This window comes from Ideonella sp. (assembly GCF_041287625.1).
GTDB lineage: Bacteria > Pseudomonadota > Gammaproteobacteria > Burkholderiales > Burkholderiaceae_C > Ideonella.
In genome coordinates this window covers 18,133-44,090 of the sequence record NZ_JBGGNH010000006.1, presented here as the reverse complement: position 1 = coordinate 44,090, position 25,958 = coordinate 18,133, and the positions used below count along the sequence as shown (strand labels likewise).

Annotated in this window: 29 protein-coding genes; 12 read left to right on the top strand and 17 right to left on the bottom strand. The window is 66.9% G+C overall.

All coding sequences use genetic code 11. The features are described from left to right. Positions 1-7: 7 nt before the first annotated feature. On the bottom strand, positions 8-184 hold the full coding sequence (locus tag ACAH41_RS01065) for a hypothetical protein (protein WP_325651826.1): 177 nt from the start codon (positions 182-184) through the stop codon (positions 8-10). A gap of 104 nt (positions 185-288) precedes the next feature. Between ACAH41_RS01065 and ACAH41_RS01060 the strand changes: the two genes are divergently transcribed. After that, on the top strand, positions 289-1,230 hold the full coding sequence (locus tag ACAH41_RS01060; RefSeq protein WP_325651828.1) for a WYL domain-containing protein: 942 nt from the start codon (positions 289-291) through the stop codon (positions 1,228-1,230). Between the two features lie 151 nt (positions 1,231-1,381). Here the strand turns inward: ACAH41_RS01060 and ACAH41_RS01055 are convergent, their stop codons facing one another. After that, the gene (locus ACAH41_RS01055) at positions 1,382-2,212 is read right to left on the bottom strand and encodes a ComEC/Rec2 family competence protein (RefSeq protein ID WP_325651830.1); all 831 of its coding nucleotides are present in this window, start codon (positions 2,210-2,212) and stop codon (positions 1,382-1,384) included. A 78-nt stretch (positions 2,213-2,290) separates the two neighbouring features. Between ACAH41_RS01055 and ACAH41_RS01050 the strand changes: the two genes are divergently transcribed. Both ACAH41_RS01050 and ACAH41_RS01045 read left to right on the top strand, forming a co-directional pair. Further along, positions 2,291-2,758, top strand: a complete 468-nt coding sequence (locus ACAH41_RS01050; protein ID WP_325651832.1) for a RidA family protein — start codon at positions 2,291-2,293, stop codon at positions 2,756-2,758. Continuing rightward, positions 2,758-3,234 carry a disulfide bond formation protein B gene (locus tag ACAH41_RS01045; protein ID WP_325651834.1) on the top strand — a complete coding sequence of 159 codons (477 nt, stop codon included), beginning with the start codon at positions 2,758-2,760 and terminating at the stop codon, positions 3,232-3,234. The genes ACAH41_RS01050 and ACAH41_RS01045 overlap by 1 nt, the downstream gene beginning before the upstream one ends. Positions 3,235-3,242: 8 nt before the next feature. Here the strand turns inward: ACAH41_RS01045 and ACAH41_RS01040 are convergent, their stop codons facing one another. Both ACAH41_RS01040 and parC read right to left on the bottom strand, forming a co-directional pair. Further along, on the bottom strand, positions 3,243-4,472 hold the full coding sequence (locus tag ACAH41_RS01040) for an HD-GYP domain-containing protein (protein ID WP_325651836.1): 1,230 nt from the start codon (positions 4,470-4,472) through the stop codon (positions 3,243-3,245). An 89-nt stretch (positions 4,473-4,561) separates the two neighbouring features. Continuing rightward, the gene (gene parC, locus ACAH41_RS01035) at positions 4,562-6,889 is read right to left on the bottom strand and encodes a DNA topoisomerase IV subunit A (RefSeq protein WP_325651837.1); all 2,328 of its coding nucleotides are present in this window, start codon (positions 6,887-6,889) and stop codon (positions 4,562-4,564) included. Positions 6,890-7,373: 484 nt separating this feature from the next. On the opposite strand from parC, the gene ACAH41_RS01030 reads away from it, so the two are divergent. Then, the gene (locus tag ACAH41_RS01030; RefSeq protein WP_325651839.1) at positions 7,374-8,645 is read left to right on the top strand and encodes a choice-of-anchor tandem repeat GloVer-containing protein; all 1,272 of its coding nucleotides are present in this window, start codon (positions 7,374-7,376) and stop codon (positions 8,643-8,645) included. An 80-nt stretch (positions 8,646-8,725) separates the two neighbouring features. Further along, a complete protein-coding gene (locus ACAH41_RS01025) occupies positions 8,726-9,961 on the top strand; it encodes a choice-of-anchor tandem repeat GloVer-containing protein (RefSeq protein WP_325651840.1) in 1,236 nt (411 codons plus the stop codon). 26 nt (positions 9,962-9,987) lie between these two features. Here the strand turns inward: ACAH41_RS01025 and ACAH41_RS01020 are convergent, their stop codons facing one another. The 5 genes from ACAH41_RS01020 to ACAH41_RS01000 all read right to left on the bottom strand — a co-directional run bounded on the left by ACAH41_RS01020 (position 9,988) and on the right by ACAH41_RS01000 (position 14,222). Continuing rightward, positions 9,988-10,677: a lytic transglycosylase domain-containing protein gene (locus ACAH41_RS01020; RefSeq protein WP_325651842.1), complete on the bottom strand. Its 690-nt coding sequence runs from the start codon at positions 10,675-10,677 to the stop codon at positions 9,988-9,990. Between the two features lie 368 nt (positions 10,678-11,045). After that, complete coding sequence (locus tag ACAH41_RS01015; protein ID WP_325651843.1) at positions 11,046-13,043, bottom strand: DNA topoisomerase IV subunit B; 1,998 nt, start codon at positions 13,041-13,043, stop codon at positions 11,046-11,048. Positions 13,044-13,085: 42 nt separating this feature from the next. Next, the gene (locus tag ACAH41_RS01010) at positions 13,086-13,505 is read right to left on the bottom strand and encodes a VOC family protein (RefSeq protein ID WP_325651845.1); all 420 of its coding nucleotides are present in this window, start codon (positions 13,503-13,505) and stop codon (positions 13,086-13,088) included. A gap of 67 nt (positions 13,506-13,572) precedes the next feature. After that, positions 13,573-13,977, bottom strand: coding sequence for a type II toxin-antitoxin system VapC family toxin (locus tag ACAH41_RS01005; protein ID WP_325651847.1), 405 nt, complete (start codon positions 13,975-13,977; stop codon positions 13,573-13,575). After that, positions 13,974-14,222 (bottom strand): CopG family transcriptional regulator, encoded by a 249-nt coding sequence (locus ACAH41_RS01000; protein WP_325651848.1) that lies wholly within the window; start codon positions 14,220-14,222, stop codon positions 13,974-13,976. Before ACAH41_RS01000 ends, ACAH41_RS01005 begins: the two co-directional genes overlap by 4 nt. 110 nt (positions 14,223-14,332) lie before the next feature. On the opposite strand from ACAH41_RS01000, the gene ACAH41_RS00995 reads away from it, so the two are divergent. From ACAH41_RS00995 to bamC, 5 genes are all read left to right on the top strand, one after another. After that, positions 14,333-15,571, top strand: a complete 1,239-nt coding sequence (locus tag ACAH41_RS00995; RefSeq protein WP_325651850.1) for an MFS transporter — start codon at positions 14,333-14,335, stop codon at positions 15,569-15,571. Further along, positions 15,568-15,696, top strand: coding sequence for a hypothetical protein (locus ACAH41_RS00990; protein WP_325651852.1), 129 nt, complete (start codon positions 15,568-15,570; stop codon positions 15,694-15,696). Before ACAH41_RS00995 ends, ACAH41_RS00990 begins: the two co-directional genes overlap by 4 nt. Positions 15,697-15,718: 22 nt before the next feature. Beyond that, a complete protein-coding gene (locus ACAH41_RS00985; RefSeq protein ID WP_370538121.1) occupies positions 15,719-16,279 on the top strand; it encodes a class I SAM-dependent methyltransferase in 561 nt (186 codons plus the stop codon). Positions 16,280-16,305: 26 nt separating this feature from the next. Continuing rightward, positions 16,306-17,187: a 4-hydroxy-tetrahydrodipicolinate synthase gene (dapA, locus tag ACAH41_RS00980; RefSeq protein WP_325651855.1), complete on the top strand. Its 882-nt coding sequence runs from the start codon at positions 16,306-16,308 to the stop codon at positions 17,185-17,187. Positions 17,188-17,297: 110 nt separating this feature from the next. After that, positions 17,298-18,488 (top strand): outer membrane protein assembly factor BamC, encoded by a 1,191-nt coding sequence (bamC, locus tag ACAH41_RS00975; protein ID WP_325651856.1) that lies wholly within the window; start codon positions 17,298-17,300, stop codon positions 18,486-18,488. A 310-nt stretch (positions 18,489-18,798) separates the two neighbouring features. On the opposite strand, the gene ACAH41_RS00970 is transcribed toward bamC, so the two are convergent. After that, a complete protein-coding gene (locus ACAH41_RS00970) occupies positions 18,799-19,053 on the bottom strand; it encodes a hypothetical protein (protein ID WP_325651858.1) in 255 nt (84 codons plus the stop codon). A gap of 307 nt (positions 19,054-19,360) precedes the next feature. After that, complete coding sequence (locus tag ACAH41_RS00965; protein ID WP_370538127.1) at positions 19,361-20,506, bottom strand: JmjC domain-containing protein; 1,146 nt, start codon at positions 20,504-20,506, stop codon at positions 19,361-19,363. A gap of 57 nt (positions 20,507-20,563) precedes the next feature. Between ACAH41_RS00965 and ACAH41_RS00960 the strand changes: the two genes are divergently transcribed. Then, positions 20,564-21,082, top strand: coding sequence for a peptidylprolyl isomerase (locus ACAH41_RS00960; RefSeq protein ID WP_325651862.1), 519 nt, complete (start codon positions 20,564-20,566; stop codon positions 21,080-21,082). A gap of 14 nt (positions 21,083-21,096) precedes the next feature. Here ACAH41_RS00960 and dut read toward each other — a convergent pair whose 3' ends face one another. The 6 genes from dut to ACAH41_RS00930 all read right to left on the bottom strand — a co-directional run bounded on the left by dut (position 21,097) and on the right by ACAH41_RS00930 (position 25,250). Beyond that, entirely contained in the window at positions 21,097-21,546 is a 450-nt protein-coding gene (dut, locus tag ACAH41_RS00955; RefSeq protein WP_325651863.1) for a dUTP diphosphatase, read from the bottom strand. 29 nt (positions 21,547-21,575) lie between these two features. Then, complete coding sequence (gene coaBC / locus ACAH41_RS00950; protein ID WP_325651864.1) at positions 21,576-22,790, bottom strand: bifunctional phosphopantothenoylcysteine decarboxylase/phosphopantothenate--cysteine ligase CoaBC; 1,215 nt, start codon at positions 22,788-22,790, stop codon at positions 21,576-21,578. Positions 22,791-22,805: 15 nt separating this feature from the next. Continuing rightward, positions 22,806-23,564, bottom strand: coding sequence for a UPF0149 family protein (locus tag ACAH41_RS00945; RefSeq protein ID WP_325651866.1), 759 nt, complete (start codon positions 23,562-23,564; stop codon positions 22,806-22,808). A gap of 57 nt (positions 23,565-23,621) precedes the next feature. Further along, the gene (locus tag ACAH41_RS00940) at positions 23,622-24,203 is read right to left on the bottom strand and encodes a GNAT family N-acetyltransferase (RefSeq protein WP_325651869.1); all 582 of its coding nucleotides are present in this window, start codon (positions 24,201-24,203) and stop codon (positions 23,622-23,624) included. A gap of 76 nt (positions 24,204-24,279) precedes the next feature. Then, positions 24,280-24,441, bottom strand: a complete 162-nt coding sequence (locus ACAH41_RS00935) for a hypothetical protein (RefSeq protein ID WP_325651871.1) — start codon at positions 24,439-24,441, stop codon at positions 24,280-24,282. A 32-nt stretch (positions 24,442-24,473) separates the two neighbouring features. Beyond that, positions 24,474-25,250 (bottom strand): sigma-70 family RNA polymerase sigma factor, encoded by a 777-nt coding sequence (locus ACAH41_RS00930; RefSeq protein ID WP_325651873.1) that lies wholly within the window; start codon positions 25,248-25,250, stop codon positions 24,474-24,476. 73 nt (positions 25,251-25,323) lie between these two features. Between ACAH41_RS00930 and ACAH41_RS00925 the strand changes: the two genes are divergently transcribed. Next, a complete protein-coding gene (locus ACAH41_RS00925; protein WP_325651874.1) occupies positions 25,324-25,929 on the top strand; it encodes an ATP-dependent Clp protease proteolytic subunit in 606 nt (201 codons plus the stop codon). Positions 25,930-25,958: the final 29 nt, after the last annotated feature.

The following is a 25,958-nucleotide window of genomic DNA, read 5'->3' as shown; positions in this document are numbered from 1 at the left end:
GGTAGCCCTACTTCTTCTCGCGCCTGACGCCCTTGAAGGGCGTCTTGTCGGTGGTCTTCACGTCCATGAACCGGCCCGTGCCGGTGTCGCGCTTGACGTGGTGGCCTGAGGGCGTGACAGTTTGGCTGCGCTGCTTGACCGCACCAATTCGGTGCCCGTCACCGGGCGGGTTGTTTTTTGCCATGCTGACTCCATCTGTACTGGAAGAGCATACGACATGCTCATCCTGATTATGTCATAGAAGCAGTCCGCGCATAGAGTCTGCGCATACCGGGCTATGATTGTGGGATGACTGAAGACCAGACGGAGCGCCGACGGCGTGACCTCGAGAAGCTGCCCCGCGTACAACGGGAGCGCCTGTCCCACATTGACTTCAAGCTGTACTTCCTCGGCGAGCTGCGTCGTTCAGACGTTGTTGCGCGCTTTGAAACAGCACCTGCAGGAGCAACGCGGGACATCGCCCAGTACAAGGAAATCGCCCCTGAGAACCTGGAGCTGGACAACGTAACGAAGACCTATCGCATCACCCCCAACTTCACGCCGCTGTTCGAGCACTCGCCGCAGCGTGTACTGACGGCACTGTCGCAAGGGTTCGGTGAAGGCATCGGGGAGCCCCGGCAACCTCTGGTGCGATGTGAGATTCAGACGGCGCTCAGCCTGCCAAAGATGTCCGTATTGGCGCCAATCACCAGGGCTATAAACCTTGGTAAGGCAGTCCGGCTCGCGTACACGTCTGTCGAGAGCGGCAGGACCGAACGGGAGCTCGTTCCCCTAGCGCTCGTGGACATTGGGCTTCGGTGGCACGTTCGCGCGTTTGACCGAAAGAGACAGCAGTTTCGCGACTTCGTCTTTACGCGCATGGATACGCCGACGGTCCTGGACGACAGCCCAGTCCTGAAGGAAGAGACCGCCGAGTACGACGTTCAATGGAGTCGCATCATTGAACTGGAGCTTGTGCCCCACCCTACGCACCCTCGCCCAGAAGTCGTTTTGATGGACTACGACATGCCTGAAGGAGTGTTGAAGGTCAAAGTCCGAGCAGCCAACGCCGGCTACATGCTGCGGCGTGGTACGGTGGACTGTTCCCCCGACCACAACCTCACGGGCCCGGAATACGCCCTGTGGCTTCGCGACTCGTTGGCCCTCTATGGGGCAAACAACGCTTATCTGGCACCGGGATACAAGGACCCGCGGGCCGAGTCACCCGACAAGTCCAACAAGCCGTTGTAGCCTCTGCGGAAGACGCGAACCGAGACTTGCGGCGTTCGCGCGCGGTGAGTGGCTAGTGGCAGCCGCTGAGCCGGGGTAGAACTTGATTGTCGAAACGGTCCGCGGGCTCGACGCCCTTGACGTAGGACCGTTTGTCAACGGACCTTGCGCATCACACCGGCTTCATAGGTAGCGTCAAGGTAGAACTTGATTGTCGATACCCACCGTCGATGGCCGACTGGTCGCCCACCGCCAGCGCGGCCAGCAGGCCGGTGGCGGCAGGGTCGGCGCTGCCCAGCAGGATGCGGTCGCGCCAGCGCTGGCGCAGCGTGTCCAGCGCTTCGGCAGGTTGCCACCAGCGCGGGCCCTCCAGCCGCTGGGCCATGCCAGGCCTGGGCGCGCGCACCGCACCGACCGCGCCCAAGCCTTGCTCGAACATCCACAGCTCGGCATCGAAACCACCGGGGTTCATCGCGCCATGCGGGCGCCTCAGCTTCACCGGCAGGCGCCAGGCCTCGCCGGCCCGCAAGGCAGCAGGCGCACCTGCGGTGCCGCCGGCCAGTTCGTCCGGACTGCCAGGCACCGGCCATGAGAGCCACAGCTGCGCAGGGAACCCGTCCAGCGGCATGGGCTGGCCACCGGCCGCCTGCACGCCACTCACCTGCAGCACAAAGCGCAGACCGCTTGCGTCCACCTGCGGCAGGCCGACGACACGGCCCTGCACACGGAGCTCGACCCCCTCCAGCGCAGGGCTCAAGACCTGCGCCAGCCTCGCTGCCGCACGCAGGCCCGTGCTGCCGAAGGCCGCCAGGCCCAGCCCCAGGGCCAGCAGCAGCACGGCCCGGCGCCGCAGCCACGCGGCAGCCAGCCAGCAGACCGCGCCCGCCGCCAGCAAGCCGCCATAAGCCGGCTGCGGCCACAGGACCGGCTGCTGCAGTTGCAGGCCCAGGCCTGCGGCCCAACCCAGCACCAACAGCAGGACGCCACGGCCCCAGCCGGTCATCCGCCCCTCCATCCTCGTCTTCTCATGCCCCAGTGTAGGATTCCCGCACCGTCTGTTTTTGAAGAAAGAGAAGTCATCATGTCCGTCGCCGAACGCCTGCAACAACTGGGCATTGCGCTGCCGCCCGTGGCCATCCCGGCCGCCGCTTATGTGCCCTTCGTGCAGACCGGCTCGCTGGTCTTCATCTCCGGCCACATCGCCAAGAAGCCCGATGGCCAGCCCTGGGTCGGCCAGCTGGGCGTGAACATGGCCACCGAAGAAGGCCAGGCCGCCGCTCGCTCGATCGCCATCGAGCTGATGGGCACGCTGAGCGCCGCGGTCGGTGGCGACCTCTCGCGCGTCAAGCGCATCGTCAAGGTGATGAGCCTGGTCAATTCCGCGCCCACCTTCACCGAGCAGCACCTGGTGACCAACGGCTGCTCCGAATTGTTCGGCGAGGTCTTCGGCCCCGAGGTTGGCGCGCATGCGCGCAGCGCGTTTGGCGTGGCCCAGATCCCGCGCGGCGCCTGCGTCGAGATCGAACTGATCGCCGAGATCCACGCCTGATGGCCCGCGGCAACAAGGCCGCCAGCCAGTGGCTGGTGCTGGTGGCGCTGCTGTGCTTTGGCGCGGTCGGCTTTGCGCTGTTTGCCCAGTACAAGCTGGACATGCTGCCCTGCCCCTGGTGCACGCTGCAGCGGCTGATCTTCCTGGTGATTGGCGTGCTGGCCTTGCTGGCTGCCGCGGTGCGCGGGCTGCGCAAGCCGCTGGCCGGCCTGGGCCTGCTGCTGAGCCTGGCAGGTGTGGCCAGCGCGCTGTGGCAGCACTTCTATGCCGCGGCCAGCGCCTCGTGCAACCTGACGCTGGCCGACAAGATCCTCGACAAGCTGGGCCTGTTCGAACTGGCGCCTTCGGTCTTCGCGCCGATGGCGTCCTGCGCCGATGCGGCGGTCAACCTGCTGGGCGTGCCCTTCGCGTTCTGGAGCCTCGCGCTGTTCGGCCTGTGCGGCCTGGTCTGGCTACAGGTGCTGCGTCGCGCCTGACGACGCTTTCAATCCAGCAGCCAAAGCTGTTCCAGGTCCGCAAAGCGCCAGGCGTCGGGCACCTCCGGACCCAGGATTCGGTTCTTGCCCACCGTCTCAGCCAGGTCCAGCACATGCGGCGTGATGCGGTGCCGCTCGCCGATGTCGTAGAAAACACGCACACGCGGCGTCAGCAGCGCGCTGCTGTTGAGCGCCAGCACAACCGCCAGTTGCTCCGACTGCAGGCGCACCAGCGAACCCACCGGGTAGATGCCCACGGCCTTGACGAAATGCTGGAACACGGCATTGTCGAACTGCCCCTTGGCCTGGGCCATCTGCCGCATCGCGTCGCCCGGGTCCCAGGGGGTGCGGTACGGCCGGCGCGAGGTCACCGCGTCGTACACATCGCAGACCGCAGCCATGCGGGCCAGCACGCCAATGCGCTCGCCAGCCTGCCCGTCCGGATAGCCGCTGCCGTCCACCCGCTCGTGGTGATGCAGGCAGGCGTTCAGCACGGCCGGGCTGTAGCCGCCTTCGGCCTTGAGCATGTCGTGGCTGTGGCGGGCATGGGTCTTCATCAGCGCCAGCTCTTCGGGACTGAGGCGGCCGGGCTTGTTCAACAACTCGGCCGGCAGCGCCGCCTTGCCGATGTCCAGCACCAGCCCGGCCAGGCCGGCTTCGCGCACCATGGCCGGCGGCAAGCCCATCTGGCGCGCCAGGCCGACCATCAGCGCGCACACCGCCACTGCATGCATGTAGGTGTAGTCGTCCACCGTCTTCAGCCGGGCCACGCTGGCCAGCGCACCTGGCTTGCGGGACATGGCGTCGACGATGCCCTCGACCACCGGCAGGCAGGTCTTGGCGTCCAGCGCCTGGCCCAGGCGGGCTGCGTCGAACAGGCCCATCACGCTGCCCATGGCCTGCCGGCTGACCTGCAGCGCATCGGTGTAGCGTGGCCCCACCGGGTCCAGTGCCGGATGCGGCGATGGCAGCGGGGAGTCTTCTTCTTCGGCCGGCGTTGCCCAGGCCTCGGCACCGACTGCGGCCGAGGCTTCGGCCTCGCCTGCCAGCGGCACGTCCAGGCCGCGCTCGGTGTCGATCACGACCTCGGCGATGCCGGCTTCGAGGATGCGCGCGATGTCCCGCTGGTCACGCAGCAGGAATTTCGAGCGCCAGAAAGGATGGTCCATCCACGAGCCTGTGAGCTGGTGGAGGAACATGCCCAGTTGCAACTGGTGGGAAGGAATGATCTTCAGCACGAGGGCAGCATGCCATGACTGGCAGCAGGGTGATCGCTGGATAAAGCGGGCAGAACCCGGGCGAGCCACGGGTCACCGGCCAGCACAGTTCAGACGGACAACAACTGGGTCGGCTTCAGCACCGCTTCGACCTTGCTGCCCTTGCGGGCGCGCTTGCCCAGGTGCGAGGCCAGTGCGGCACCCTTCAGGACCTCGTCCTTGGGCTTGCCACCGCGGCCGGCGCCGATCACCCGCAGCTGATCGGCAAACACCGCCACCGAGACCAGCGGATCTTTTGCGTCCACGTCCATCAGCGTGAGGCCCTTGCCGCCATTGGACTGCAGCTTCAGCTCGGCGAGCGGGAAGGTCAGCAAGCGGCCGCTCATCGCCAGGCAGGCCACGTTGACCTGGGCCGGCGCGACGGAAGTCGGCGGCAACAGCTTGTCGCTCGCTTCCAGCGTCAGGAAGCTCTTGCCGGCTTTCTGCCGGCTGTTCAGGTCGGCCAGGCGCGCCAGCAAGCCAAAGCCGCCGGTGTTGGCCAGCAGCACGATCTGCTCGGGCACGCCGGCAAAGTAGTGTGCAATCTGGCTGCCGGCTTCGAGGTCGATCAGGCTGGTCATCGGCACGCCATCGCCGCGGCCGCCCGGCAGCGTGGCCACCGCCACGCTGTAGACCCGGCCGCTGGTGCCGAAGACGTACAGCGTGTCCACGCTGCGGCAAGGGAACACGCCGTGCAGCGCATCACCCGCCTTGAAGGCCAGCGTTGCGGGGTGGACCTCGTGGCCCTTCAGCGCCCTCGCCCAGCCCTTCAGGCTGAGGACCACGGTGACCGGTTCGTCAACGATCTTGACCTCGGCGACTGCGCGCTTTTCCTCCTGGATCAGCGTGCGGCGCTCGTCGCCATGCTGCTTCGCATCGGCCTCGATCTCGCGGATCAGCGTGCGCTTGAGCGAGCCGGGGTTGGCCAGGATGTCTTCGAGTTTCCGCTGCTCCTCGCGCAGCTTTTCAAGGTCCTGCTCAATCTTGATGGCTTCCAGCCGCGCCAGCTGGCGCAGCCTCAGTTCAAGGATGTCTTCGGCCTGGCGGTCGCTGAGCTTGAAGCGCTCGATCAGCGCCGGCTTGGGCTCGTCCGAGTTGCGGATGATGTGGATCACTTCGTCGATGTTCAGCAGCACCAGCTGCCGGCCTTCGAGGATGTGGATGCGGTCCAGCACCTTGTCCAGCCGGAACCGGGTGCGGCGCTGCACCGTGGCCTGGCGGAAATCCACCCACTCGGCCAGGATCTGGCGCAGGCCCTTCTGCGTTGGCCGGCCGTCCCGCCCGACCATGGTCAGGTTCATCGAGACGTTGGTCTCGAGGTTGGTGTGCGCCAGCAGCACGTTGATCAATTCCTGCTGGCTGATGGCCCGGCTCTTGGGCTCGAAGACCAGCCGCACCGCGGCGTCCTTGCTGGACTCGTCGCGCACGGCATCCAGCACCGACAGCACCGTCGTCTTCAACTGCACCTGCTCGGCTGCCAGCGCCTTCTTGCCAGCCTTGACCTTGGGGTTGGTCAGCTCCTCGATCTCTTCCAGGATCTTCTGCGAACTGGTGCCTGGCGGCAGCTCGGTGACCACCAGGTTCCACTGGCCACGCGCCAGTTCTTCGATCTTCCAGGTCGCACGCACCTTCAAGCTGCCGCGGCCGCCGGCATAGGCGGCGCGGATGTCGGCCGCGCTGGAGATGATCTGGCCACCACCGGGGTAATCCGGGCCGGGCAGCAGTTGCGCGAGTTCGTCGTCGCCCAGCTTGTCATTGCGGATCAGCGCGACCGCCGCGGCGGCCACTTCGCGCAGGTTGTGGCTGGGGATTTCGGTGGCCAGGCCGACGGCAATGCCGCTGGCGCCGTTCAGCAGCACAAAGGGCAACCGGGCCGGCAACAAACGCGGCTCTTCCAGCGTGCCGTCGTAGTTCGCCATGAAATCGACGGTGCCTTCGTCGATCTCGTCGAGCAGCAGGCGGGAGATCGGGTTCAGGCGCGCTTCGGTGTAACGCATGGCAGCAGCGCCGTCGCCGTCACGGCTGCCGAAGTTGCCCTGGCCGTCGATCAGCGGGTAGCGCAGCGAAAAGTCCTGCGCCATGCGCACCAGCGCGTCGTAGGCCGCCGTGTCGCCGTGCGGGTGGTAGTTGCCCAGCACGTCACCCACCACCTTCGCGCTCTTGCGCGGCTTCGGGCCACCGGGCGCAGCGTTGGTGAACGACAGGCCCATGCGGTGCATGGCGTAGAGGATGCGGCGCTGTACCGGTTTGGCGCCGTCGCACACATCGGGCAGCGCCCGGCCCTTGACGACCGAAAGCGCGTATTCGAGGTAAGCCCGCTCGGCGTAGTGCGCCAGCGTCAGGCTTTCCGGATTGCCACCGTCGCCGTCGCCGGCAAAAGTCAGGGGAGTCTGTTCCATGTGTTGCCAGCCCGCACATGGGCACGGGTTTTCATCAAAGGTCGGGGATCTTGCGCCAGCGCAGGGCCGTCTCAGGTCTGCATGCGCCGGGCTGCACATTGTGCCCGCCGGCCACGCAGCCTCCGGCACTGGCGACACACCACATCAAGCGTCTTGGCCGGAGCCGATTCACGCCAACCGCAACACACAGCCGTTGCAACCCGGCGCTTGGGGCCGTTTCGATTCTAGGGGGATCAGTCGCCCCGTTTTGGAACCCAAAACTTCCCGAATGAGGGCGCCGACTGCCCGGGATCGATCCACCTTGCACCGAGTCCAGACAAGCGTTCGCCGTAACCGTGCGGAAACGCCTCAACAATGCGCAACTTCATGCTGAAGTAAATTCTCAGCATGTTTTGTTTACTTACAAATGGCGCGACCGATGGCCCCTGTCGAGGCCGCGCATTCCTAAGATCGGGGTTCCCACCCACTTTTTAACGAGACATTCATGTTTCATACAGCATCCAAGGCGCCCACGTTCTACCCGCGCAACACCGCGCGCCTGAGCACTCACCTGCGCGCACTCACCCTGGCCTCGACCGTCGCCTTGGGCCTGCTGATGCCCGGCGTTTCGGCCTGGGCCAATGAAGCCAGCGTGATCTCGGACTTCACCGCCACCACCTTCGGCACCGCCCCGCTGGGCCGCCTGCTGGTCAGCAAGACCAACACGCTGTATGGCGTGGCCAGCGACGACGGCCCTTACGGCCTGGGCACCGTCTACGAACTGTTCCAGCCAGACGGCGTGCACTGGGCGCGCAAGCTGATCTATGCGTTCGAGACCACTGCCGCCGGCAAGCAGCCGTCCGCCGGCCTGATCAAGGACAAGAAGGGCAACCTGTACGGCGTGACCGCGCAAGGCGGCGCCTGGGGCAAGGGCACGGTCTACAAGCTGGCCCTGAACGCCGATGGCAGCTTCACGCACTCGGTGCTGTACAGCTTCCAGGGCAGCGCTGACGGCAGCCAGCCGGTCAGCGAACTGGTGTTCGACGCCGAAGGCAACCTCTACGGCACCGCCGCACTGAATGGCGAACACGGCCAGGGCACGGCCTTCAAGCTGATCGCCAAGAAGAACGGCTGGAAGTTCGCACTGCTGCACGGCTTCACCGGCACCGACGGCGACGGCAAGTCGCCTTCGGGCCAGCTGGTGGTGGACTCGGCAGGTGCGGTGTACGGCACCACGGTCGCCGGCGGCACCTACAACTTCGGCGTGGTCTACAAGCTGACCCCGGGCGAAAAGAACGTCTACGCCGAAAGCATCGTGCTGACGTTCCGGGGCGACAACGGCTTCAATCCGGTCGGCGGCCTGGCCACCGATGCCTCCGGCGCGCTGTACGGCACCTCCACCGCAGCCGGCCCGAACGGCGGCGGCACGCTGTTCAAGCTGGCCCCCGTCGGCGACGGCAGCTTCACCTATTCGATGCTGCACGCCTTCGCCGGCAGCGGCCAGGGCTGGCAGCCCTACGGTGCCGTGATGCCGACCGACAACGGCATCTTTTACGGCACCACCGCCGCAGGCGGCAGCGCCAACGCCGGCGTGGTCTACCAACTCGCCCCCAGCGATGACGGCAGCTACAAGTACAGCGTGATCTACGACATGGGCATTGCCGGCAACGGCAGCTACGCCGGCCTGGCCCGCATCAAGTCCGAACTGTTCGGCACCATGATGTATGCCAACGACAGCTGGAATGGTGGCGTCTTCGAAGTGAACCGCAAGAAGTAAGCGGCTCGCCTTGGCGGGGCCTGGTCACGAGCCGGGCCCCGCCCTCCCCCGTCGTTCTTCACCCGAGAGAGACAGTCCCCATGTACGCTTCATCATCCACGGCCCGCAGGGCCGGCGCACGCTTGCGCGCCCTGGGTTCCGCGGCCTTCTTCGCCGCCGCGCTGCTGGCCAGCGCCACCCCCAGCTGGGCAGCAAAAGGCAAGACCGCCTACAGCTTCGCCGGCACACCCAACGGCGCCAGCCCCGCCAGCGACCTGCTGGCCCACGGCGGCAAGTACTACGGCGTGACCGCCAGTGGCGGCAGCGCCAGCCTGGGCGCGATCTACCAGCTCAAGCAGAAGAGCGACGGCAGCTGGGGCGCCAAGACGGTGTTCTCGTTTGGCGGCCTGGACAACGGCGCCATGCCGCAGGCCGGCCTGATCGCCGACGCTGCCGGCAACCTCTATGGCACCGCCTACATCGGCGGCAACGTCGGCGCCGGCACGGTGTTGCGCCTCAGCCCGAATGCAGACGGCAGCTGGACGCCCAGCGTGCTGCACCACTTCGTGGGTGGCGCGGAGGGCTACCACCCTTACGGCGACCTGCTGCTGGACGCCAAGGGCCGGCTGATCGGCACCGCCTTCGAAGGCGGCAACTTCGGCGACGGCGTGGCCTTCACCCTCACCCCTGCGAGCGACGGCAGTTGGGCCTACCAGGTCATCCACCACTTCCACGAAAGCTCGATCGACGGCGCCGGCCCGCGCGGCAAGCTGGCCATGGATGCCAACGGCGTGGTCTACGGCATCACCACCGCGGGCGGCGTGAACTTCAGCGGCACCTTGTGGAGCCTGACCGAAGGCACGAACAGCTGGAGCTTCAAGGTCAACGACAGCTTCGGCAGCACGGTCGGCACCCTGCCCACCGGCGGCGTGACGCTGGCCAAGGACGGCAACCTGTACGGCACCGGGCTGATGGGTGGCGCGTTCGCCAACGGCACGGTGTTCAAGGCCACGCCAGGCAAGAGCGGCTACAAGCTGGCCGCGGTGCACGACTTCACCAACGACGAGGGCTTTTTCCCGTACTGCAGCGTGCTGGTCAACAAGAAGACCGGCGTGCTGTACGCCACCACCTCGGGCGGCGGCAGCACCGGCGGCGGCAGCGTCGTGACCTTGACCCCGCAGGCCGATGGCAGCTATGCCAGCAGCGTGCTGTGGGGCATCACCGGCGGCAGCGGCGCATATTCGGGCCTGACGAGCGCCAAGGACGGCGCGCTGCTGGGCACCACCAAGTACGGCGGCAAGAAGGCCAACGGTCAGGTCTACATCATCAAGCCCTGAGGAGACTCAAGGCGGCACACGGCGGGTCAACCGTCCGTGCGCACCATCTTCATCTGGTTGGCCAGGCCCTGCTGGCGCTGCTGCAACAGCGCCCAGTACAGTTCCAGCACCATGTGCACATGGGCCCGGGTTTCGTCGAAATCCGGGATCTTGCCGCCGGCGCGGCGCACATTGCCCTCGCCTGCATTCCAGGCTGCCAGCGCCACGTCCACGCCGCCAAAGCGCCGGCTCAGGTCGGCCAGCATGCGCGCGCCGATCATGATGTTGTGTTTCGGGTCCCGCAGGCGCTGCTCCACCGGCCTGGCCTGGGCCTCGGCCTTGGTGGCATAGCGGTCGCCCGTGACCGGCGTGACCTGCATCAGGCCAACCGCGCCGCGCGGCGACACCAGGTCGCCGCGGTAGCCGGATTCGACCGTGATGATGGCCTTCAGCAGCTCGGCGTCCACGCCGGTGACACGCTCGGCCTCGCGCAGCACGGGTTGCATGGCCTTCACTTCAGGCGCGAATTCCAACCAGGTCAGCAGGCTGGCACTGGCCGTCGCCTTGCCGGGCACGCGGAAAGTGTCGCTGTCGCGCTGGCGCAGCACCGGCGCGTAACGCGAATCGACAGGCTTGTCTGCAAAGTGCGCCACGCCGGCCCCGTCCACATAACCCCACAGTTCGGCGCGCGCGGCACCACTGAAGCCGCAAAGGCCCAGCGCGGCAGCGGCCAGCAACGGATGAGCGGCAGAAGGCAGGTTTCGGACAAAAGCCAGGCAACGATGAGCAACGGGGCGGACGATCAAAACGGCTCCTGAGGCGCGAAACGTCCCGACACTCGTCTGCGGGTGAAGCACCGGCAGGCGGGACACAGGGGTCGGCAAGCCCGGTGACAAAAAGTGTCACACCGGCAGCGACCCGTGGCTGTACTTGCAAGAAGCAAGCACAGGGATTGTAGGAAGGCTGCGGCGACCCGAAGGGCCGGAACAAGGCGACCAAGCCAAGGTAAACCGTTGCCTCACAAGGACCAGACGCCCGGCACTGCGCCGAAGCGGTGCATGGCATCAAGCGGCGTCGCGGTCAGTACCGCGTTGTGTCAGCTTCCTCAGACGTCCACTTCCACGTCGTCGCCGTGCAGTTCCATCAGTTCACGGCGCCCTTGCGCTTCGCCCTTGCCCATCAGGCGGGTCATGGCGCTCACGGTGCCAGTGAAATCCACCGCGCCGTAGTCCACCCGCAGCAGGCGGCGGGTGTCCGGGTTCAGCGTGGTGTCCCACAGCTGCTCGGCGCTCATTTCGCCCAGGCCCTTGAAGCGGCTGATGGACCAGCTGCTGTCGCGCGCGCCTTCCTTGCGCAGCTTGTCCAGCGTGGCTTCCAGCTCGCCTTCGTCCAGCGCATAGATCTTGGCCGCCGGCTTCTTGCCGCGCGCCGCGGCGTCCACCCGGAACAGCGGCGGCTTGGCCACATACACGTGGCCGGTCTCGATCAGCTTGGGGAAGTGGCGGAAGAACAGCGTGAGCAGCAGCACCTGGATGTGCGAGCCGTCCACGTCGGCGTCCGACAGGATGCAGACCTTGCCGTAGCGCAGGCCGGACAAGTCCGGCGAGTCGTTCGGGCCATGCGGGTCCACGCCAATGGCGACCGACATGTCGTGGATCTCGTTGTTCTTGAACAGCAGGTCGCGCTCGACCTCCCAGGCGTTCAGCACCTTGCCGCGCAGTGGCAGCACCGCCTGGGTTTCCTTGTTGCGGCCCATCTTGGCCGAGCCGCCAGCCGAGTCACCCTCGACCAGGAACAGCTCGTTCATGCCCAGGTCACGGCTCTCGCAATCGGTCAGCTTGCCCGGCAGCACCGCCACGCCCGAGCCCTTGCGTTTCTCGACCTTCTGGCTGGCACGCTGGCGCGTCTGCGCCTGCTTGATGACCAGCTCGGCCAGCTTGCGGCCCACGTCCACATGCTGCGACAGCCACAGTTCCAGCGCCGGTTTCACATAGGAGGCGACCAGGCGCAGCGCGTCGCGGCTGTTCAGCCGCTCCTTGGTCTGGCCCTGGAACTGCGGGTCCAGCACCTTGGCCGAGAGCACGAAGGAAGCGCGCGAGAACACGTCTTCGGGCATCAGCTTCACGCCCTTGGGCAGCAGCGAATGCAGTTCGATGAAACCCTTGATCGCGCCGAACAGCCCGTCCTTCAGCCCAGCCTCGTGCGTGCCGCCGGCCACGGTCGGGATCAGGTTCACATAGCTTTCGCGCAACAGCCCGCCTTCTTCGGTGAAGGCCACGCACCAGGCCGCGCCCTCGCCTTCGGCGAAGTTCTCGGTCTCGGCCGCGCTGGCGTAGTGCTCGCTCTCGAACAGCGGCACCATCGGCTCGGCTTGCAGGGCCTGCGCCAGGTAGTCGCGCAGGCCGCCCTTGTAAAGCCAGGTCTGGACTTCGGGGCCAGCCGCCTTCTCCACCGTCAGGGTGACGGTCACGCCAGGCATCAGCACCGCCTTGCTGCGCAGCAGGTGCATCAGCTCGCCACGCGGCAGCTCGGCGCTCTCGAAATACTTGGCGTCCGGCCACACGCGCACCGAGGTGCCGTGCTTGCGCTCACCGGCGGTTGCCTTGCGCACCTGCAGCGGCTCGATCACGTCGCCGCCGGAAAACACCAGGCCTGCGGCATGGCCTTCGCGCCACACCTGGACCTGCAGTCGCTTCGACAGTGCGTTGGTCACGCTGACGCCCACGCCGTGCAGGCCGCCGGAGAAGCTGTAGGCGCCGCCGGCGCCCTTGTCGAACTTGCCGCCGGCGTGCAGCCGGGTGTAGACGATCTCGATCACCGGCACCTGTTCCTCCGGGTGCAGGCCATAGGGAATGCCGCGGCCATCGTCGTCGATGCTGACCGAGCCGTCGGCATGCAGCGTCACGGCGATGTGCTTGCCAAAGCCGGCCAGTGCCTCGTCGGCGGCGTTGTCGATGACCTCCTGCACGATGTGCAGCGGGTTGTCGGTGCGGGTGTACATGCCCGGCCGCTGCTTGACGGGCTCCAGGCCCTTGAGCACGCGGATGGACGCCTCGCCGTAGGCCTGAGCGCTCGGCGGGGTGGAAGAAGAACGGGTTGCCATGCGGGAGATTGTAGGAAGGGCGCGTAAAACTCAGGCTTGCATTCAGACGCCCGGCTCGACCAACTCGATCGGCAGGCCGTCCGGGTCGGCGAAGAAACAGAAGCGGGCGGCTGTGAATTCGTCGATGCGCACCGGCTCCAGCGAATCGACGCCTTCGGCCAGCAGGCGCGCACGCGCCGCGTCGATGTCGGCCACCACCAGCGCCAGGTGGCGCAGGCCGCAGGCCTCAGGGCGTGACGGCCGCGGCGGCGAGCCGGGGAAGGAAAACAGCTCCAGCTGGCTGCCGTCCGGCAGCGCCAGGTCCAGCTTCCAGCTCTGGCGCTCGGCGCGCCAGAACTCGTGCACGACGCGCAGGCCGAGCACGCGGGTGTAGAAATCCTTGGAACGCGCGTAGTCGGACGCGATCAGCGCGACGTGGTGCAGACGAGTCGCCAGGCTGATGGATGGAAAGGCTGTAGACATGTCAGCACCATACCCGAGGTGCGGACGTCAGCCCTGTGCCAACTGCCATGTCGAACATTCCGGTGCATCAGGCCTGCCGCCAGTTTTCGACATGCAACCCGTTGACCCGCCGAAACTGCCCTTCGTTTGCGGTCACCACCACCAGGCCTCGCGCCAGGCCGCAGCCCGCGACCTGGACATCGTAGGCACCAATCGGCTGGCCGCGCTGGTGCAATGCTGCGCGAATCGCCGCAGCTGCGAGAGCATCCGCGTCCTCGAAGGGCAGGATCGTGATCGATGCGAGAAACGCGTCGATCACGGGCAAGAGCTTCCTGGCCCGCGCGGGATTCAGCAGCAGGCCGTACTCGATCTCCATGCGCGTGACGACGGAGACACAAAGCAGGTCGGGGGTCGTCGCCTTGATGCGCGCCAGCGCACCTGGCTCGCCCTTGACGAAATCGCTGACCGTGCAGGTGTCGAGCAGGAACTTCATGCCAGCGGATCGGTAGCCGGTGGCAGCAGTTGATCCCGCCCGGCTTCAAACGGTGGCATGTCGGGGTCGCCCATGTGGGCCAGCACCGCTGCCGGCCACTGGGGCCGGCCTTCACGCCGCAACCATTCCTGCACAGCTTGACGAATCACGGCATTGCGATTCTCGCCGCGCACCTTGGCCGCCGCCGTCAGTTGCTGGCCGGTTTCATCGTCGAGGTAGATGTTGAAGTGCATGGTGATCCTCATCACATGTCGATATGTTATACACCATCGGGCTGATCGTCACCTACATGGTGGCCGAGCCCTCTGCGGTAAGGCCGGAGGTGCGGAAGGCCACGCTCCGCTAAAGTGCCCGGATGTCTGCCGCGCCCACTGCCAACCCGCCCTCGCCTGCCTTGACCATGACCCAGGTCCTGGTCTGCGGCGCGGCCATCGTCACGCTGTCGATGGGCATCCGCCACGGCTTCGGGCTGTGGCTGGCACCGATCACGATGGAGCGCGGCTGGACCCGCGAAACCTTCGCCTTCGCGCTGGCGATCCAGAACATCGCCTGGGGCGTGGCTGGCCCGTTTGCCGGCATGCTGGCCGACCGTTTTGGCGCGTACCGGGTGCTGATCGTCGGCGCCGGCCTGTATGCGCTGGGCCTGGTGCTGATGGCGCTGTCCACCTCGGGGCTGGCCTTCACCGGCAGCGCGGGGCTGCTGCTGGGCATGGCCCAGTCCGGCACCACCTACGCGGTGGTCTACGGCGTGATCGGCCGCAACATCGCGCCGGAGAAGCGCTCGTGGGCGATGGGCGTGGCGGCGGCCGCCGGCTCGTTTGGCCAGTTCCTGATGGTGCCGGTGGAGAGCTGGCTGATCGGCCACTGGGGCTGGCAGAACGCGCTGTTCATGCTGGGCTGCGCCGCGCTGGCCATCGCCCCGCTGGCCTGGGGACTGAAAGAGCCGAAGGCAGCAGCACACACAGGCCACCAGCAAAGCATTGGCGCCGCGCTGCGCGAGGCGATGGCCTACCCGAGCTTCCGCTGGCTGATGGCGGGTTATTTCGTCTGCGGCTTCCAGGTCGTGTTCATCGGCGTGCACATGCCCAGCTACCTGCGCGACAAGGGGCTGGATCCGCAGGTCGCCACCACCGCGCTGGCCTTGATCGGCCTGTTCAATGTCTTTGGCACCTACACCGCCGGCGTGCTGGGCCAGCGCCTGGCCAAGCGCCACATCCTGGCGGCCATCTATTTCCTGCGCTCGATCACCATCGTGATCTTCCTGCTGGTGCCGGTGTCGCCGATGAGCGTCTACGTTTTTGCCAGCGTGATCGGCTTCCTGTGGCTCTCCACCGTGCCGCCGACCAACGCGGTCGTGGCCCAGATCTTCGGCGTGCAGTACATGTCCATGCTGGGCGGCCTGGTGTTCTTCAGCCACCAGATCGGCTCCTTCCTCGGCGTGTGGCTGGGCGGCAGGCTGTACGACCAGACCGGCAGCTACGACGTGGTCTGGTGGCTGGCCGTGGCGCTGGGCGTGCTGGCAGCACTGGCGAACCTGCCGGTGCGCGAGGGCCCCATCCTGCGTGTTCAGCGGCCGCAAGCCGTGACCCCATGACCCGAGGCACCCGGCGCCTGCTCGGCTGGACTGCCGCGCTGCTGGTCCTGCTGCTGACCTTCGCCGCGTATCGCAACCCGGCCTTGATGCTCGACCTGGCCACGCAGGTCTGGAACTGTGTCTGAGCCGACGAACCACGGTGCTGGCGTGCCTTCCAGCTGGGTCACCCGCTGGGCGCCCTGCGTGCCTGCTGGCGCCCGCGTGCTGGACCTGGCCTGCGGCCACGGCCGACACGCCCGCTGGTGGGCTGCGCTCGGCCATGCGGTCACCGCAGTGGACCGGGATGGCGATGCGCTGCAGGCGCTTGCCGGCGTGGCCGGCATCGAAGCGGTGCAGGCTGACCTCGAAGGCGAAGCATGGCCGCTGACCGACCAAACCTTTCACTTGGTCATCGTCACCAACTACCTTTGGCGGCCGCGTTTTGACGCGTTGCTGGCCACGGTGGCCCCAGGCGGCCTGCTGCTTTACGAAACTTTTAGCGCCGGCCACGAGGCCATCGGCCGCCCTTCCCGCGCGGCATTCCTGCTGCAAGCCGGCGAGCTGCTGCAGCGCTGCGCCGGCTGGCAGGTGCTGGGCTTCGAGGAAGGCCACCTGACGCAGCCTGCGCGCTTCGTGCAGCGCATCGCGGCGCGCCGGCCCGCTGCTGCGGCAGACCCTCATGACGCGCAGCGCGTTTCGCTGCCGGAATGGCCGCTGTCACAAGGCTAAAATCAGCCGCTCTGCAAGGAATCCTGATGACACCGATTGTTGGCAGCATCGTCGCCCTGGTGACGCCGATGCACGAAGATGGCAGCGTCGACTACCCGGCGCTGCGCGCGCTGATCGACTGGCACATTGCCGAAGGCACGGACTGCATTGCCGTCGTCGGCACGACCGGCGAGTCCGCCACCGTGACCGTGGACGAGCACTGCGAGATCATCCGCGTGTCGGTCGAGCACGCCAAAGGCCGCGTTCCGATCATGGCCGGCGCCGGTGCCAACAGCACGGCCGAGGCCATCAACCTCACGCGCTATGCGAAAGAGGTGGGGGCCGATTGCACGCTGCAGGTCGTGCCCTACTACAACAAGCCCTCGCAGGAAGGCATCTACCGCCACTTCAAGGCAATCGCCGAAGCGGTCGACCTGCCGGTGATGCTCTACAACGTGCCCGGCCGCACCGTCGCAGACATGCAGCACGACACCGTGCTTCGGCTCGCCGAGGTGCCCGGCATCTTCGGCATCAAGGAGGCGACCGGCAACATCGAGCGTGCGGCCTGGCTGATCAGGCACGCCCCCAAGGGTTTTTCCATCTATTCGGGCGACGACGGCACGGCGGTCGCGCTGATGCTGCTGGGCGGCCATGGCAACGTCAGCGTCACTGCCAACGTTGCGCCGCGCCGCATGCAGCAGCTGTGCAAGGCCGCGATGGCAGGTGACGCTGCCACCGCCCGCGAAATCCATTTCAGCCTGCTGTCGCTGCACCGCCAGCTGTTCTGCGAAGCCAGCCCTGCACCAGCCAAGTGGGCGCTGTCGCAGATGGGCCGCTGCCAGAATTTCGTGCGTCTGCCGCTGGTCGAATTGACCGCCGCAGGCCAGGTCCAGGTCGGTGCCGCGCTGCGTGAATGCGGCCTGATCTGAGCGCTTCCCAAGTTTGAGCCAGAATCGCGGCCGATCTGGCTGCAGCCGCTTATGGTGGCCGGCCCTCGTTCCAGCCAAGCGGCGGTCTTGTTTCTGACCGCCGACCGGAGATGTCCCAAGTGAATAAAGCCTTCGCGATCACGGCCGTCCGTGGCGCCGTTTTTGCCCTGATCGCCGCCAATCTGGCCGGTTGCGGCATGCTCAGCAGCGTGTTGCCCGACGACAAGATCGACTACCGCAGCCAGGCTCGCAAGACGACGCCGCTGGAGGTGCCGCCAGACCTCACGCCGCTGGCGCGCGACGGCCGCTACACGCCGCAAAACGGCAGCATCTCCGCTTCGGAACTGGCAGGCGGCGGGCCCAAGCCCGGCGCCGCCGCGCCCGGCGCACCGACGGTGGCGCTGAGCCAGGCCGGCGACATGCGCATCGAGCGTGCCGGCGAGCAGCGCTGGCTGGTCACCAGCCGCAGCCCCGAACAGGTCTGGCCGCAGGTGCGCGAGTTCCTGCTCAACAGCGGGCTGCAGTTGTCCAAGGAAGACGCTGCGGCTGGCGTGATGGAAACCGAGTGGAACGAGAACCGCGCCAAGCTGCCGCAGGACATCATCCGCGAAAGCATCGGCAAGGTCTTCGACAGCCTCTACTCGACCGGCGAGCGGGACAAGTTCCGCATCCGCATCGAGCGCACCGCCACCGGCGGCAGCGAGGTCTACCTGAGCCACCGCGGACTGGAAGAGGTCTACAGCGGCCGTGACCGCGACAGTGGCACCATCTGGACCAATCGCCCGACCGACCACGACCTCGAAGCCGAAATGCTGTCTCGCATGATGGTATCGATGGGTGGCCAGGCCGCCACCACCACGGCAGACGCCGGCAAGGCCGGCGCCACGCCGGCTGCAGCCGGCAGCAGCGTCGGCACGCGGCCCACCAAGGCACGGGTGATCAGCGGCGAGACCTCTGCCACGATGCAACTGGACGATGGCCTGGAACGCGCATGGCGCCGGGTCGGCCTGGCGCTGGACCGCAGCGGCTTTACCGTCGAGGAACGTGACCGCACACTGGGCTCGTATTCGGTGCGCTACGTCGATCCGAATGAAGCTTCCAAGGACGGCCCGAATTTCCTGATGCGCTGGTTCGGTGCAAAAGACCCGGCGGAGAAGGCACTGGGCCGCTACCGCATCATGGTCAAGGCCGATGGTGCAAATGCCACCCGTGTCAACGTGCTGACCCCTGCCGGCGAGCCGGACAACAGCGCCAACGCGCGGCGCATCGTCACCTTGCTGGTCGATGAGTTGAAGTATTGATAAGACGCACCGGAGATACCGGCTGCCGAGTATCGAGGGCCCTGCGGGGCTCTTTTTCATGCCCGCTCCGCCAGTTGGGCAACAGCGAGTGAAATGCCCCTTGGCAAGCCGCGTACCCATTCTTCGCGAGCCCAAAGCCCTCATGCGAACAGTTTGATCTGCAGGCCGGCGAATTTCACAGCGGCTTCATCAGATACCGCGAAGGAGCACGCCAGGCGGATTCCGCAATCTGGCGAAGGTCTGCTTCAGGCATGAAAAAAGCCACCCGAGGGTGGCTTTTTTGGAATCGCCAAAAAGGCGACTCAGCAGCTCAGTTCGAAGCGGCCGATGCGGGCGCCATGGCGTCCGAAGCAGCTTCGGAAGCGGGTGCCATCGGGGCCGGAGCCGGAGCGGAAGCTTCGACAGCGGGAGCCGGAGCAGCAGGAGCTTCTTCCTTCTTGCTGCAAGCAGCCAGGGCGGCAACGGCGATCAGGGAAGCCAGCAGGAGCGACTTGTTCATGAATGTCCTCGAAAACAAAAGGGGTCGAACAAAATTACCGGTAATTCTGGAAGCCCGCTTGTTCACGCGCGCCTCCTCCTCGCGAAAGGCCAAAAACGCTGGGAGAGTACACGTCATGCATTGTCATGAACTCGTCATGATCTACATGCGCACGCCCTGCTCCTGTGGACACGTTCCTGTACCTAGCTCTTCATTATACCGGTGCAACACACGCCACTAGGGGCCTTCCCTATCAAGAAAAACCTTGGGCTGCCGACGCGCGTGCGCGAAGCGTTGTCCCCGCGCATCATTTCGGGGCATCACGGCCTTCCCGGCGTGCACACAGGAAGCGCCGGGCCGCCGCCGGAGTTTCATCACCCCGCAAGGGGCGCGGTCAAATGGTGGCCGCACGCACCCAGCCACTTTCCGCCCAGTCCTGCACCAATGCCAGCGCCTCTTCGCTGAGCTTGGCCACCTCGCGCGGCGACAGTGCACGCTGATCGGCGAGCAGGTGCATCAGCTTGGCATCACGCCCACCAGCCCGGAACGACTCGCCGTTCAGGAACACCTGGCGATCGTCGTACATCATGCGCGAGCGTGCATCCAGCACCAGCCCATCGCCCGGTTGCAGCGCCTCGCCGCCCTCGAACCAGACTGTGGCCTTCGGCTCGGTGAGCGACTCGCCCAGCGCGCTGTTGAGGCTGTAGGCATCGTTCAGCGCGGCGATCACCGCATGCTGCGCAAAGCTTTGCAAAGCCTCGGGAATGCGGCCAGGCGTTGCGGTGGCCTGCTGCTTGGGGTCGCGGTAGCGCGGTTCGCGCTCGGGCGCGTCCAGCGCGTCCAGCATGCGCTGCAACACGTCGCGCGCCATCTCGGTGGGCGTGGGCGTTCGAAAGCCGATCGAGCAGGTCATGCAGTCGTCGCCCTCGGCCACGCCATCGTGCGCCCACTGCGGCGGCAGGTACAGCATGTCGCCGGCTTCCAGCAGCCACTCCTGTTGCGGCTCGAAATTCGCCAGCAGCTTGACGGGCACGTCCGGCACCAGGGTTTCGTCCTTGACCGACCCGATGCGCCAGCGCCTGCTGCCACTCACCTGCAGCAGGAACACGTCGTAGGAGTCGACATGCGGCCCCACGCCGCCGCCATCGCTGGCGTAGCTGATCATCAGATCGTCCATCCGCGCCTCCGGCACGAAGCGGAACTGGCTCAGCAGATCGCGCGCCGCCGGCACGTGCAGGTCCAGGCCCTGCACCAGCAGCGTCCAGCCGGCCTGCTTGGGGCTGGGCAACTGGCGGCGCGTCACTGGGCCGTGTTGCAGGCGCCAGCCCGGGCCGCCCTTCTTGCCTGCCGCGGTCTGGCGGATCAGGCGGGATTCGACATCGTCGCGCCCGGCCAGGTCGAACAGTTCGGCGCGCGCCAGCGGTGGCTGCACGCCCGGCACGGCCTGGCGGATCAGGCAAGGTTTTTTCTGCCAATGGCGGCGCATGAATTGCGCCGGCGAGAGGCCGCCGAGCAGCGGCAAGGAGAGATTGGGGTCCACAGTCATGGGGCGGCATTGTCCGCTGCCTGGCGGCTTGCCTTGTGCGATCATTCTGCGATGGACATCACTTCACCTTGCGTGGTGACGCTGACCTGGATCCTGTCGGATGCCCAAGGTCAGCTCATCGACGAACTCAGCGACCCGGTCGAATTTTTCTATGGCGGCGACGATTTGCTGCCCAAGGTGGAAGAAGCGCTGGAAGGTCAGACCACGGGCTTCGAAGCCCACCTGCACCTGGAACCTGAAAACGCCTTTGGCGATTACGACGCTGGGCTGCTGTGCTACGAAGCGCGCGAGCTTTTCCCCGAACAGATCGAGCCCGGCATGCAGTTCGATGGCCTGCCCGAAGGCGCGGCCACGCCGGACATGCCGGAAGACCTGACCTACACCGTGACCGAGGTCTACCCTGAACACGTGGTGCTGGACGCCAACCATCCGCTGGCCGGCATGGCGCTTCGCCTCGAACTGAAGGTGGTGGACGTGCGCGAAGCCACTGCTGCCGAAACCGAAGCCGGCAGCGTCGAGCCGCCGGTGGTCATCATGGGCGGTCCGCCGCCCGGTGCTTCACTGCACTGAGCGGAACGCTGGCGTCAGGCGACGCCGGTGGAGCCGAAGCCGCCTTCGCCGCGGTCCGAACTGCCGAACTCGTCCACCACGCGGAAGCTGGCCTGCACCACCGGCACGATGACGAGCTGCGCAATGCGCTCCATCGGCTGGATGGTGAATGTGGCCTGGCCGCGGTTCCAGCAGCTGACCATCAGCTGGCCCTGGTAGTCGCTGTCGATCAGGCCGACCAGGTTGCCCAGCACGATGCCGTGCTTGTGGCCCAGGCCTGAGCGCGGCAGGATCAGCGCGGCCAGGCCTGCATCGGCAATGTGGATCGCCAGGCCGGTGGGGATCAGCGTGGTTTCGCCGGGTGCCAGCGTCACGGCTGCGTCCAGGCAGGCGCGCAGGTCCAGGCCAGCACTGCCGGTGGTTGCGTAGGCGGGCAGCTGTTCGCCGGCACGCGGGTCCAGCACCTTCAGGTCGATGGGGGTCATGTTCACTGCAAAGAGATCACTGAATTGTGCTACGCACCGGCCGTGCGGCGGGCAATCTCGGCCACCAGCTCGCGTGCCAGCGTCAGCTTGTCGCCTGCGGGCAGCTCGCGGTGGCCGGTTGCGTCCACCAGCACCAGCGTGTTGTCGTCGCGGCCGAAGGTCGCCGGGCCGAGGTTGCCGACGATCAGCGGCACGTTCTTGCGCAGCAGCTTCTCGCGGGCATGGGTCAGAAGGTCCTGGCTCTCGGCGGCAAAACCGACGCACCAGGGCTTGTCCGGCAGGCGGGCGACGGCGGCCAGGATGTCGGGGTTTTCGGTCAGCTCGAAGCTTGGCGCGAGCTTCTTGCCGTCCTTCTTGATCTTGTGTTCGTTCATCACCGCCGGACGCCAGTCGGCCACGGCCGCGGTGGCGACGAACACGTCGTGCAGCGGCGCCTGCGGCAGCACCGCATCCAACATCTGCTGCGCGCTTTGCACGTCGATGCGGTGCACGTGCGGCGGTGTCGGCAGGTGCACCGGCCCGGCGATCAGCGTGACCTCGGCGCCGGCTTCCTGCGCGGCGCGCGCGATGGCAAAACCCATCTTGCCGCTGGAGTGGTTGGTGATGCCGCGCACTGGGTCGATGGCCTCGAAGGTCGGGCCCGCGGTGATCAGCAGTTTTTTCCCGGCCAGCAGCTTGGGCTGGAATGACGCGATCAGTTCGTCACGCAATTCCTCGGCTTCCAGCATGCGGCCGTCGCCGATCTCGCCGCAGGCCTGGTCACCCGCAGCCGGGCCCAGCACCAACGCGCCATCGGCCCGCAGCTGGGCCACGTTGCGCTGCGCGGCCGGATGGGCCCACATCTCGCGGTTCATCGCCGGCGCCACCAGCAGCGGCACGCGCTCGGCCGGCCGCGCCAGGCACAGCAGCGACAGCAGGTCGTCCGCCCGGCCCTGCACCAGCTTGGCGATGAAGTCCGCGCTGGCCGGCGCGATCAGCACCGCGTCGGCTTCGCGGGTGAGGTTGATGTGCGCCATGTTGTTGCCCGGGCGCGCGTCCCACTGCGAGGTGTAGACCGGCCGGTTCGACAGCGCCTGCATCGTCACCGCGGTGATGAAGGCCTCGGCAGCCTCGGTCATCACCACCTGCACCGTGGCGCCGGCCTTCACCAGTGCACGCGTCAGTTCGGCGGCCTTGTAGCAGGCCACGCCTCCTGAGAGGCCGAGCACGATGTGCTTGCCGGCGAGGTCCAATCTTTCAGCCATGCCGCACCGTGGCCATCACTGGACTTGCGCGCCGTGGCACTTCTTGAATTTCTTGCCGCTGCCGCACGGGCATGGGTCGTTTCGGCCCGGCAGTTCGCCCACGCGGCGCTGCGGCGGCTTGGGCGCATGGTCCAGCCAGTACAGGCGCATGTCCTGCGCGGCGTACAGCGCCTCGTGGATCAGCTCGTCGCGCGTCAGCTCTTCGCCTTCGTAGAGTTCCTCGAAGACTTCCTTCAGCTCTTCCGGGTCCAGCGTCAGCGAGACCACGCGCAGCATGCATTCGTCGAACAGCTGGCCTTCCTCGGTTTCCAGGTCGGCCTCGGGCCAGTCCTGCGGGAAGTCGCGTGTCGCGTCGATGAAGCCGATGGCCCAGACCTCGCCGGTCTGCTCCAGCAGGTGCAACTCGTCTTCCTTGACGTGGCCGTCCGCCACCAGCTGGGCCTTGTCCTCGTCGCTGAGTTCGATCATCAGCGGCGCCAGCCGCAACACGTCCGGGTCTTCGAGGATCTGCTCCGGGTCCAGCTGGTTGGCCAGCACGTCCCAGCGGGCCTGGATGACCTCCTGGGCGGCTTCCACGTCGGCCGGGTCGGCAAAGGTGCGGGTGAACACGCCTTCGCCGAATGTCGGCAGCCAGTCCAGCAGCGTCAGCCGCCGCGGGCCTGCCGCCAGCGCGCTCATGTAGCCGTCCAGCCATTCGAGCGAAATGCTGTCCTCGAAGCCCGCCATGCGCTGGCACAGCGCATCCAGCGCTTCGATCTCTTGTTCGGTACTCATGCGGGGCGCAGCCAAGGCGGGACCTCTCTCATCAACGGAATCGGGGCCGGCAGTGTCTCATGCCAGACGTGGCCAGTGGGGCGGGCTGGGATGCAGCCGCGCCATGCTCAGGGTGTCGACATATTGGCCATCGCGCAAGGCGTACGCACGCAGCAAGCCTTCGGTCTCAAAACCAAACTTGCGATAGAGCGCGATCGCGGCGGCATTGTCGGCAAACACCGTCAGCTCCAGTCGCAGCACGCCGGCCCAGTCGTCGGCATGCCGGCACAGCGCGGCCATCAGCGCGCTGCCAATGCCACGGCCATGCCACTGCCGCGCCACGGTGATGCCCAGGCTCATCGCATGCCGCCGCCGCACCGCCCAGGACGCGGCGTGCAGGCCTGCGCTGCCCACCATCTCGCCGTCCACCAGGGCAACCAGATGGATGTCGGTGCTGCCTGGCTTGACCTGCTGGTCCTCCAGGCGCTTGCGCCAGAAGGCTTCGTCCGGATAGGGCACCTGCAGCACGTTCGCGAAGACCTCGTGCGCTTCCATCATGCGGACGAAGGCCGGCGCATCGTCCGGGTGGGCCCGGCGCAGCGTGCAGGCGGCGGTGGCGGTGGGCGGGGCATCTGGCAAGGTCGGTGCAGCGAAGCTCATGCAGGTCTCCGGTGGGAGCTTCCAAAATGCAACAGGCCCGCGGGTGGCGGGCCTGTTGAGCGAAATTCAGCGGTGTTCAGTGGTTTCGCAGGGCCCGGGGATGCGGTGGCAGCAGCAGGTGCATGACAGCATGCAGCTGCATCACGACCATCTGGCCAACCTGCGCGCGCAGCTGCATTGCACGCGGCAGGCGGGCGATGGCAAACAGGGCGGTGAAGGTCGAAACCGGGCTTGGCATGGGCTCAGTTTGCGGGCAGACGCTGCAACCGGTCAAGCACAGGCGTGCAACTCGTCATGCGTGCCCCGCAGCGGCCCAAGCGGCAGCAGGCACAGCAGCGGGCTGCTGGCCAGGTCGCCCAGCCGCACCGCGAGCATCAACTGGCCCTGGACCTGCACCATGGCGCTGTGGATGCCGCCACCGCCGCTGCCGCATGCCGGCGCCAGGGCCGCGCTGCAGGATGTCGCCGGTGGCTGCAGCAGCGCAATGAGCGGCGCCGCGCTGTGTTGCTGCAGTGCCTGCCAGCACAGGTGAAACAGCGGCAAATCGTCATCGCCATGGACAGGGGCCGCAGCGCGCAACTTGCGCAGCGCGCGGTGCAGCCGCTGGCGCGACGCGGCTTCGGCGCGGCCTGCCAGGCGCGCGATCTCGCCATGCTCGAAGTCGAACACCTCGTGCAGCAGCACGGCCGCAGCGTCCTCGGGCGCCAAGTGCCGGGCAACATGGCGCAGCGCGGCGCGCACCTCATCGGCCAGCAGTGCCTGGGCCTCTGCCGAATCGGCCAGTCCCTCGCCGTCCAGCTCGCTGTGCTTGCGCCTCACCAGGCCCTGGTGCCGCTGCAGGTCGGTGCACAGGTTGCGCACCACGGTCAGCAACCAGGCTTGCTGCGCCTGCGCGCCCTCCGGCAGCACGGCAGTGCGCAGGTAGGCGTCCTGCACCACGTCTTCGGCGTCCGCCTGGTTGCCCAGCCAGAGCCGGGCCAGCGAAGTCAGGCGGCGGCGCAACGTGGCGTCGCAGGCCAAAGGATGGGGCAGCAGCGGGCTTTGCATGGCTTGAATGTCACACGCCGGGCGGCTGATCCGTTTCACCGGCATGTACGACACAGGAATTCAGATGACACACATGGAAAGCGATCCTAACGCCACGCCCGCCCCGGCGAGCGGCGACCCGCGCAGCACCTTCATGGAGGAAAAGACTTTTCGCTCGCGCACCGTGCTGGTCTTCGGCCAGATCAACGACAGCAGCGCGGCCGACACGGTGCGCCGGCTGGTCGCGCTGGACGCCGACTCCAGCGCACCAATCGACATGCTGGTCTCGTCACCCGGCGGCCACCTCGAATCGGGCGATGCGATCCACGACATCGTGCGTTTCATCTCGGCACCGGTGAACATGATCGGCACCGGCTGGGTGGGCAGCGCGGCCACACACCTGTATTTGGCCGTGCCGCGCGAGCGCCGCTTCTGCCTGCCGCAGACCCGTTTCCTGATCCACCAGCCCAGCGGTGGCGCCGGTGGCCAGGCGACCGACATCGCGATCCAGGCCAAGGAGATCGTGCGGGCCCGCGAGCGCATCGCCCGCATGATCGCCCGCGAAACCGGCCAGCCGCTGGACACGGTGATGCTCGACATCGAGCGCGACCGCTGGATGTCGGCCGAAGAGGCCATGAGCTACGGCCTGCTCTCGCGCATCATCGAGCGCCGCAGCGACCTGCCGGGCGCCACTGCCTGAACAGCAGCCTGGCGCGAACAGCCGGTCCG